The organism is Hymenobacter sp. R533113 (assembly GCF_056835965.1).
On the sequence record NZ_JAKWBD010000013.1, the window covers coordinates 29,372 to 38,859 of the forward strand.

Genomic DNA, 9,488 nt, shown 5'->3' on the forward strand with positions numbered 1-9,488 from the left:
GATTTGTGAGATGCAACTCTCTGAGCGTGGTGGCGTGGGAAGCGGGTTACGGGCGTACACCGCCTGGCCGATGCTCAATCAGAAGATTGAACCCAGTGCCACGGCCTCGGCGTGCTTCACTAATCCCTCCAGCAGTCAGCGAAACGTGAGGTCCGGGGCGGGCTGGGTAGCCCACATGAGGTGGTTGGTTTGCCTATGCAGGTATACATCAACCTATACCTAACTTTCCGCGTTGGGTAACGGGAGCTGAATTAGTTGAATGAGGACACCATTCAGGTCGCGTAAACTGGCCACTGCTTGGCCGTGTTCATCGTGGGCCGGGGTCACGCACGGGCACAGCCCCGTGAGTCAGGGCATGGTCGAACAACTGCTGCACGTCGGCCGTGACGATATTGAGGTGAAAAGCAGCCGGGTCGGACAGGAACGAGTTGAGGTGGCGGCGGCTGAAGACCTGCTCCTGCGCGGCGTGGACGGCAAAAACCAAGCGCTGGCCGGGCACATCGAGGCGGGCGGCAGTGGCATCAGCGCTGAGGATGGCGGTGAAGCCGAACACCTGGCGATACCACTCGCAAGTTTGCCACACGTTAGGAACGTGAACGGTGAGACGGACCAACAAATGAGGCATAAATAAAGCAGCGAAGAAGAGCGGAAGAAAGCCCGCATTCCAGCGAACTGGGAGTTAGCGGCTTAAAAGTGGCAGGCAATGAAGAGACAGTGAGAATTGATGGGTCTACCGCGCAAGCCTTGGGGATTTGCCAGGTGAGTAGGTAGAAAATTCAAATGCTCGCAGGCCCTCGCTGCTGGATTAGGCAACGAGGCGCGGAAAGAGGCTCGCCGGCAGCAAGCCAAATTGCAGCAGGTGGTGCCCGAAGTGCTTGAAATGAAACCACTGCCACTGCCAAAAGCTCAGCTCGCCAAAGGCCATGTGCACGGGCGTGGCATCGGGTTGCCGGGCGAAGTAGCGGTAAAACTCCACCATCTCAGCATCCAGCGCCTGTCGGGCGTCGGCCAGCGAGGGCAGCCGCAGGGAAAGCGGCTCGGGCGGCAGCACGGGGTTGCGGGAGTTGGGCGCGAAGGGCGCGTCAGTCAGTAGCCAAAGGCGGCGCTGCTCGTGGGGGCCCTGGACGGTCGGGACGTGAAAGCGGCCGTTGGAAAGGCGCACGGCAGCGGCCAGGTGCTCGACCATGTGCTGAGGGCTCATGCTGCCCCACGCGGCTGGGTGTTCGGGCGTGAGCTGAGCCAGCAGCTGCGGCATCTGGTGGCGTAGGAAGTGGTCAACTTCAGACGGGGTGTAGGCAGTGGTTTCCATCAGCGAGAAGCGGCGGGTGAGGATGACGAATGCTAGCGGCTGACCGGGCCCGGCAGCGGGGCATTTGCCGGGGGAGCCTCCCATAAATTGGTCAGCGAGTGCAGGTGCAGCATGAGGCCCAACGGGATGATGACCGTAGGAATGAGGCCCAGCGGAAAGATGGGCAGCACGGCGGTGGTGCCGGCGGAGACGCCAAACAGGTCCTGGGCCGGGACCTGGAGCAGGTTGGTGCCGATGCCCAGCGCCACGACGAAGTCGATGATTCCGAGCAGGTTCACGGCATAGGCAGCGGCCCGCGCGCGGGCAGGGTGGCGGGCGCAGAGATAGGCTACCGGCAACGTGGGCAGGCCCGCCAACAAGTCGCCCACCCCGGCGGGGTACGCAAAGTGGGCCGGCAGTACCCGTTGGGCCAGCAGTACCAGGAATATTACGCCGAGGACGCGGTAAAACTGCAAGCCGATGAGCCAGCTTTGGGGAATGGCCAGCACGAAGGCCAGGTAGCCGGATGATACGAACCGCGCGCCATAACCGATGACTACCAGCAACCCTACCCAGACCAGCGGGGCCACTACGCCGGCGGAGGTGGTGTTGGGCAGCCGGACCACGGTCGTGAGAAACACGCCGGCCAGCAACCAGGTAATCAGCCCTGCTGCCACCCGTGTGGAAATGCGCCACGCCTTCTCCGGTGAGAAAAGGCGGCGGGCCACTTCGCTGATGCCCCGCCAGGTAAGGGCAAACACCGACACGCACACGCTCAGCACGACGCTGACAACCCAAGTGGGTACCGGCGGAGCGCTCATCAGGAAACCTTCTGTTGGATAATCCATGAGTCAGGTGAAATGTGGATAGAACGGAAATGGAAGCGGCCTGCGCTTTAGGCACCAGCCTCATTCCCCAACTGGCGCTGGATGGGTGCGTCGGCCTGGGGCGCGGGTGGAGCGGGGAGCAGCCGGTGCACCAGCCGCTGCACCAGTGGCCCCATGAGCAGAATGTAGGGCAGCACTACCAAGTAGGCCCGCGGCACGCCGCGGAGCCACTGGCTGAGGAAACCGGGGCGAATACCGTAGGTAAGCCAGGTGCCCAGGAAGGTCACGTAGAGCGAGGTAGTCATGGTGATGAGCACCCCAAAAAGCAGCAAGCGCTTGGTTTCAAGTTTCATGGGCGGGCGAATATGGAGCGGACGGAAATGGAGCCAGCGCCGGGCTACGCCACCGCTGTTTCCAGCGCAGGCTCCGCCTCGGCCGGCAGCTTGATGTCGGGTGGAAACAGCTTGTAGAGCACCGGCGTCACGATGCGCGAGAGCAGCAGCGACGAGAGCAGCCCGCCGATGAGCACCCAGGCCAGCGGCGTGTAGAGCGGGGCCGGTTCCAGAATCAGCGGAATCAGGCCGCCGATGGCCGTGCAGGTGGTGAGCAGGATGGGGATGAAGCGGGTTTCGCCGGCCGCCTCGATGGCCTGCTCCAGCGGCTGGCCCTGCTCTCGGAGCTGGTTGGTGTAGTCGACCAGCAGGATGGAGTTTTTGATTTCGATGCCGATGAGGGCCACGAAGCCGATGATGGCCGTGAACGAGAACGGGTAGCCGGCCAGGTGCAGCGCCAAAACGCCCCCCACCGCGCCCAGCGGCACCACCGACAGCACGATGAGTGTGCTTTTGATGCTGCCAAATTCGAGCACCAGCACCAGCACGAAGGCGAAGGCCGAAAGCAGAATGGTGGTGCCGAAGCCCTCCAGCGCGTCGTCCTTGTTTTCCTGCTCCCCGGCCATGCGGAAGGAGTAGCCGGCTGGAAACTTCAGCTTCTCCAACCGCTCCTGCGCGGCTTTTTGCAGCGTGGCGTAGAGGTAGCCGTCCTGGGCAAAGGCGTTGACGGTGGTGTAGCGGGCCTGGTCGAGGTGGCGGATGGCGGGCGCGGCGGTTTGCAGGCGCACGTCGGCCACCTCGCGCAGCGGCACCACCCGGCCGGTGGCGGTGGGCACGTAGAGGCGGTCGAGCACGTCGAGGCGCTGGAAGCCGGACCGGGCCAGGGTCACGTTCACCGGCAGCTTGTCCTGGCCGTCACCGGGTGTCAGCTCGGCGGCCCGGATGCCGGCCACGGCCAGGCGCACGGTGCGGTCGATGTCGGCCGTGGCAATGCCGAGCTGGCTCGCTTTTTCCTTGTTGATGACGACCTTCAGGTCGGTGGGGCGGGTAGCCACCGGGTTGTAGATATAGGTGGTGCCGGGAATGGCACGCAGCTCCCGTTCCACCACCAGCGAGAGGCGGCGCAGCGTGTCGAGGTTGTCGCCGAAGAGGCGCACGGCCACGGGCGCTTCCAGCGGCGGGCCCTGCTCGAAGTCCTTGACCTCGACGCGGGCGGCGGGGTAAACGGACAGCTCGCGGCGCAGGCGCTGCACCAGCTCGTTTTTCTCCTCCCAGGTCTCGGTGTTGCACTGCACGAAAATCTGGGCGAAATTGGGCTGCTCGTTGCGCTGGGGCACGTTGTAATAGATGCTCGGCTGGCCCTTGCCCACGTTGGTGGTGTAATGCACAATTTCCGGGTGGCGGGCCAGCACCCGCTCCACGTCGCGAGCTATGCGGTTGGTTTCGGGCAAACCGGCCGTGTTGGGCAGCTCCACGTTCACCAGAAATTGGGGCTTTTCGGCCTTCGGAAACAGGCTGAAACCCATCTGCGGCACCGCGAAACCCAGCCCCACGCCCACCACTCCGAAGGCCACCGCCAGCGCCAGCCGGGGGCGGCGCAGCGCCCCGTGCATGAGGCGGCCGTAGGTCAAATCCACGCCCCGGTGCAACGCCCGCAGGAAGATATTTCCCTCGGGGTTGGCGGCGGGCCGCAGCAGCAGCCGGGCCAGAAACGGCACGATGGTGAGCGAGACCAGCAGCGAAGCCGCCACGGCCGTGACCACCGCCGTGGGCAGCCCGCGAATGAAGGCTCCCGGCCCGGCCGGCAGGCGCAGCAAGGGCACGAAGGCAATGATGAGCGTGACCGTGACGCCCACCACGGCCAGCCCCAGCTGGGCCGTGGACTCGATGACGGCGCGGGTGCGCTCCACCCCGGCGCGCAAAACCGCTCGATGTTCTCGACCACCACAATGGCATCATCCACCAGAATGCCCAGGGCCACAATCAGGCCTACGATGCTGAGCTGGTTGATGGTGAAGCCCAGCGCATCGAGCAGAAACAGGCCCACGCTCAGCGAGAGCGGAATGGAAATCATGACCACCAGCGCCGCCCGCCAGCCCAGCGGCAGCAGCGTCAGGCTCACCAGCAGAATGGCCAGGCCGAAGTCCTTGCCCAGCCGCCCCAGCCGCGCCCCCACGCTGGCCGACTGGTCGAAGGACTTGACCAGCCGGATGTTCTGGGGCAGGGTTTTGGTGAAGGCGGCCACCACCGGCTCGGCCTGGTCGCGGAGGTTGAAAATGTTCTGCCCCGGCTTCTGGGTGGCCGTGACGAGCACGCCGCGCACCCCGTCGAGGCGGGTAATGTGGCGGGCTTCTTCGTAGGCAAAGCGCACGTCGGCCACGTCGCGCAGCTGCACGATTTTGCCGCCCTGGGCGTACACCACCGTGCTTTCAATTTCGGGCAGGGTGCGCAGGTCGCCGCTGGTTTTGAGGTTGAAGCGCCGGCTCCCGACTTCCACGCTGCCGCCGGGAATGTTGAGGTTTTCGCTTTGCAGCGCGCCCAGGATGGCGGCGGCCGGAATGTTCTGGCGGGCCAGCTTTTCCAGGTTCAGGGCCACGCGCACCTCGCGCTGGGGGTAGCCCCAGGTGTCCACCGTCTTGAAGCCCGGCACGCGCTGCTCCAGCTCGTCCTGGAGCTTTTCGGCCCAGAATTCGAGCTGCTCATACGAGGCGTTAGGGCCCAGCAGCGCGTACTGGTACACGTTCACGTCGGAAGACTGAAACCGCTTGATTTCCAGGCTTTGCAAGCTGGCCGGCAGCTCCGTGCGGGCCGCGTTTACCTCGCGCACCATCTCCTGGTACTTGTCGTCGGGCGTGACCGAAAAGTCGTACTCGACCTGAATGATGGCCAGCCCGTCGTCGGCCGTGGAGTTGATTTTTTTGACGTTATCCAGCTCGTTGAAGCGTTTTTCCAGGGGTTGCACCACCTGGTCTTCCACGTCGGCGGGCGAGGCGCCGGGGTACACGGCCACCACCGTAAACGTGGGAAAGTCCACCTCCGGGTCTTCGCCGCGCGGCATGGTGAGCAGGGATTGCAGCCCCGCCGCCAGCAGCGCCACGAACAGAATGGCAGTGAACGAGCGGTTGGTGACGAAAAAAGTAATGAAGCGGCGCATGGGATTTGGGGGTTTGGGGACTATGAGGGCAAAATGGACGGTCATGCTGAGCTTGTCGAAGCATCTCTACCGCTTTGTTGGGCCGATTGAATTACTGCTGCGGTAGAGATGCTTCGACTTCGCTGCGCTACGCTCAACATGACGTTCCGTGGGCCTGATTACCAATCAATCAGCGCACCTGAATCGTGGAATACTCGGTCAGAAAGCCCGCGCCGCCGGCCACCACCTGGGGCACCGAATCGAGGCCGACGCGCACGTACACCCGACTGCCGTCGAGGAAGGCGACTTTGACCGGCAGCTTGCGGACCTTGCCCGCACCCCGGCCCACGGGCGCGAACACGAAGGCGTCGTCGCCCTCGCCTTCCACCAGCGCGTCGGCCGGCACGATGTGGTAGGTGGCTTGTTGGCGGGGGCGCAGCGTGGCGCGGGCAAACAGGCCGGTGGCCAGCGGCGCGGCGGGCTGGGCGTCCACGCGCACGTCGATTTGCCAGGTGCCGCTGGCCGGGTCGGCCCCGGCGGCGCGGCGGCTCACCCGGCCCCGGAATAGGCGGTCGGGGTAGGCGTCGAGGTGCACCTCGGCGGCGTCGCCCACTTGCAGGCGCGCCCAGTCCTTATCGGCCACGGCGGCTTTCAGCGTCCAGGTGCCAGCCCCTTTGGTGGCGTTCATGAAAAACGCCGGGGTGCCAGGTGCGGCCAGCTCGCCCTCATTGAGCAGCTTGCGCACGATGCGCCCGGCCACCGGGGCATGGATTTCGGAAAACTGCTGGTTGAAGCGGGCAATGCGGGCCTGCTCCCGGGCCACGGCGTAGGCCGTGCGCAGGTTCTGCACCGCTTCGAGCGGCGCGGCGGAATCGGCCAGCAGGCGGCCGAAGCGCTCCACGTCGCGCCGGGCTTTGGTCTGGCCCTGCTCGGCCTGGGCCACCTGGGCGCTGATTTCGGTCAGGTCGAGGGCGGCCAACAGCTGGCCCTGGCGCACGTAGTCGCCCTCCTCCACCAGCACCCGGCGCACGATGCCGCCGGTTTTGAAGGAGAGCCGGGCTTCGGTTTCGCTGCTGAGCTGGCCGGCGGCTTCGATGGGCCGGGCCAGGGCCTGGCGTTGCACCGGGGCCAGGATTACGGCCACGTTGTCGGTGGCCGTGGTGTTGGGTCGGGTACTGCGTTCGGCCGTCGCGGATTCGGATTTTTGGCAGCCGCTTAGCAGTCCAAGGGCTAGCCCGGCACCCACCAGGGCAGGAAGAGAAAAGAGGCGCTTCTTCATGGGAATGTATGATTGAGAGGCTAGTGATTGATTCGGGTCAAGGCTGTTTTATTCGGCGGCCAGCGCCTGGCGCAGTTCGGCTTCGCGGATGAAGACGTCGTAGCCGGAAATGACGCGGGCCACCTGGGCGGTGGTTTGGCGGGTGGTGGCGTCGAGCAGTTCGAGCACAATGGCCTGGCCCTCGTCGTAGCGGCGGCGCACGATTTGGAAGCTCTTTTCGGCGTTGAGCTGAGCCGCCTCGGCGGCCGTGCGGGCGGCCCGCGCCGAGGCCAGATTGTCGTAGGCTTGCGTGACTTGCAGCTGCAACTGCTGCACGAGGTCGGCGCGCTGGGCCTGCACATCGTCCAGGGCCAGGCGCGCCAGCTGCTCGTCGGCGCGCCGGATGCCGCCCCGAAACAGGTCCCAACTCAGGGCGAACTGCATGAACTGAAACCGCTGTTGGGGCACGTCGAAGCGGTAGCCGAAGCCCTGGTAGCCCAGGTCCGTCACCCAGTTGAGCTGCGGATACAGCCGGGCGGCGCGGCGTTGGCGCAGGCCCAGGGCGCTGGCCGCTTCGGCGCGGGCCAGCTGCTCCAGCTCGGGCCGCTGGGTCAGGGAAGCCGTGCGGTAGGCGGTCAGGGTGGCCCCCGGCGCGGCGGCCAGGGTGGTGCCGGTGGGTTCCTCCACGGCAATGCTGTCGTCGAGGGGCCGGTTGAGCAGGTAGTTGAAGCTGGTGCGGGCCAGCTGGCGGCGGTTGGCGGCGGTGGTCAGGTCGCGCTGGTTGCCGGCCAGCTGGGCCTTGGTGTTGTACACGGCGTCGTTGGTGGTCAGCCCCGCGTCGAGGCGCGCTTTGTTGACACGCAGCAACTCCGTCAGCGTGCTGGCCGTGGTACGGTACACGGCCACGGCCGCGCCGGCTTGCAGGTATTGGTAGTAGGCCACCTCAATCTGATGGCGCAGGGTGTTACGGTACGCCGCCTGCCGGGCCTCCTGGGCTGACAACAGCTCCTTCTGGGCTTTGTAGTTGAAGTAGATGTCGGTGTTAAAGAGCGGCTGGATGATGCGGATTTTGGTTTCCTGGAAGTTGTTGGGCAGCAGCTGTTCGGACACGTTGGCCACCTGCGGAAACTGGTTGGTGCCCGTCAGCGCATTCAGCGCCCGGTAGGCCGGGTTCACCAGGTCGCCGGCCGGGATGTTGATGGTGCGCCCCCCGTTGGCCAGCGTGTAGGTCGCGCCTAGCTGCACCTGGGGCTGGTAGAGGCCGTTGGCTTGTCGTACTCGCTGGGTGGCGCTGGCCACGGCAATGCCCTCGCGGCGCAGGGCCACATTTTGAGCCAGGCCCGTTTCCACGTAACCTTGCAGCGTGCGGTTGGCGAGTTGGGCGGCAGCCGGCCAGGCAGGTCCTAAACCGATTAAAAGTAGCGGCGCAAGCCAACGGCAAGCTTTATTACCACTGGTAGGTAAGATTACAGTGTTCATAACCGGAGCAAAAAAAGGTTAAAGTCCGTGATGCAGCACTTGGTTGAATAAGGTCATCGTTTCTTCCATGATGGTCTGGCGGCGGTCCTCCGAGAATATCATTAGCCGCTTGCGCAAAAACAGCGCGGCCAGCCCGTGCACCTGCGCCCAGACCAGCAGGGCGGCACTCTCCGCATCCTGGTGCTTAAATACCCCCGCGTCAATGCCCTGCTGCATCACTCGTACCACCCGGTCGAAAGCGGCCCGGCCACTGGCCCAGGGGGCGGTTTCGCCGCGGGCGGCGACAGCCTCCATCGGGCCGGTCATGATAAACATCAACTCGAACAACTCGGGGTGCTCGAAGGCGAAGCTGAGGTACTTATGCCCCAGCGCGTGCAGCCGCTCAGCCGGGTGCTCAATAACGAATACGGATTCAAACTCCTGCGCCAGCCGTCCGAATGCCTGATTTTGCAGAGCAAACAACAACTCGTTTTTGTCTTTGAAGTAGAGGTAGATGGTGGCCGGGCTGTATTCGATGGCATCGGCGATATTGCGCATACTCACTTTCTCGAAGCCCTGCTCAATGAACAGGTGCTGCGCCGCGTCCAGGATGGACTGGCGGCGTTCGGTCTTGTCGCGCTCTTTGCGTTCAGCGATGCCCACGGCGAGGGATGGAATTGTTTACGGGGCAAATATAATGAACGGTGTTCATGTTTACCAAATAATAATTTGCAATCCCATGCCTCCCACAACCCAAATGGCTTAGCTACGTGCTGTACAAATGAAATCCGCTAAGTGGCCATCAGCAACACGGCGGCAGCGCGGCAGCGCGTCGGCCGGGGCAAGTGCGGAATCAGGTGCAACGAGCAGATGCCTGGTAGCGGGAAGCTCTCCCAGGATACCAGGCCGCATGTAGCGGGCAAAAGGTAAAATGTAGAGCGGGCGGGTCAAGCAGAAATGAGTGGTGACGGCGGTGGCCGCATGATTCGTCCTGCATGTCGTAGGCAGCAAAAACCAAGCGCTGGCCGGGCACATCGAGGCGGGCGGCGGTGGCATCAGCGCTGAGGATGGCGGTGAAGCCGAACACCTGTCGATACCACTCGCAGGTTTGCCAGACGTTGGGTACATGGATGGTAAAGTAGCGTAGGGAAGTCATGCAGTCAAAAGAATTAGCCGCCAATTCGGCAGCGGG

At 64.2% G+C, this 9,488-nt stretch carries 9 protein-coding genes and 1 pseudogene; all 10 read right to left on the reverse strand.

The annotated features are described in order from the left end of the window. Nucleotides 1-307: 307 nt before the first annotated feature. Complete coding sequence (locus MKZ35_RS08970; RefSeq protein ID WP_482512898.1) at nucleotides 308-625, reverse strand: VOC family protein; 318 nt, start codon at nucleotides 623-625, stop codon at nucleotides 308-310. 180 nt (nucleotides 626-805) lie between these two features. Further along, the gene (locus MKZ35_RS08975; protein ID WP_482512899.1) at nucleotides 806-1,393 is read right to left on the reverse strand and encodes a hypothetical protein; all 588 of its coding nucleotides are present in this window, start codon (nucleotides 1,391-1,393) and stop codon (nucleotides 806-808) included. Beyond that, complete coding sequence (locus tag MKZ35_RS08980) at nucleotides 1,342-2,136, reverse strand: hypothetical protein (protein WP_482512900.1); 795 nt, start codon at nucleotides 2,134-2,136, stop codon at nucleotides 1,342-1,344. Before MKZ35_RS08980 ends, MKZ35_RS08975 begins: the two co-directional genes overlap by 52 nt. A 47-nt stretch (nucleotides 2,137-2,183) precedes the next feature. Next, a complete protein-coding gene (locus tag MKZ35_RS08985) occupies nucleotides 2,184-2,468 on the reverse strand; it encodes a DUF2798 domain-containing protein (RefSeq protein WP_482512901.1) in 285 nt (94 codons plus the stop codon). A gap of 44 nt (nucleotides 2,469-2,512) precedes the next feature. Then, complete coding sequence (locus MKZ35_RS08990) at nucleotides 2,513-4,357, reverse strand: efflux RND transporter permease subunit (protein WP_482512902.1); 1,845 nt, start codon at nucleotides 4,355-4,357, stop codon at nucleotides 2,513-2,515. 68 nt (nucleotides 4,358-4,425) lie between these two features. After that, nucleotides 4,426-5,646: pseudogene (locus MKZ35_RS08995) on the reverse strand (efflux RND transporter permease subunit); the annotation flags it as partial. A 124-nt stretch (nucleotides 5,647-5,770) separates the two neighbouring features. Beyond that, on the reverse strand, nucleotides 5,771-6,859 hold the full coding sequence (locus MKZ35_RS09000) for an efflux RND transporter periplasmic adaptor subunit (protein WP_482512903.1): 1,089 nt from the start codon (nucleotides 6,857-6,859) through the stop codon (nucleotides 5,771-5,773). 48 nt (nucleotides 6,860-6,907) lie between these two features. Beyond that, nucleotides 6,908-8,317, reverse strand: a complete 1,410-nt coding sequence (locus tag MKZ35_RS09005; RefSeq protein WP_482512904.1) for a TolC family protein — start codon at nucleotides 8,315-8,317, stop codon at nucleotides 6,908-6,910. A gap of 18 nt (nucleotides 8,318-8,335) precedes the next feature. Further along, nucleotides 8,336-8,959 carry a TetR/AcrR family transcriptional regulator gene (locus tag MKZ35_RS09010; RefSeq protein ID WP_482512905.1) on the reverse strand — a complete coding sequence of 208 codons (624 nt, stop codon included), beginning with the start codon at nucleotides 8,957-8,959 and terminating at the stop codon, nucleotides 8,336-8,338. Between the two features lie 190 nt (nucleotides 8,960-9,149). Next, a complete protein-coding gene (locus MKZ35_RS09015) occupies nucleotides 9,150-9,452 on the reverse strand; it encodes a VOC family protein (RefSeq protein ID WP_482512906.1) in 303 nt (100 codons plus the stop codon). Nucleotides 9,453-9,488: the final 36 nt, after the last annotated feature.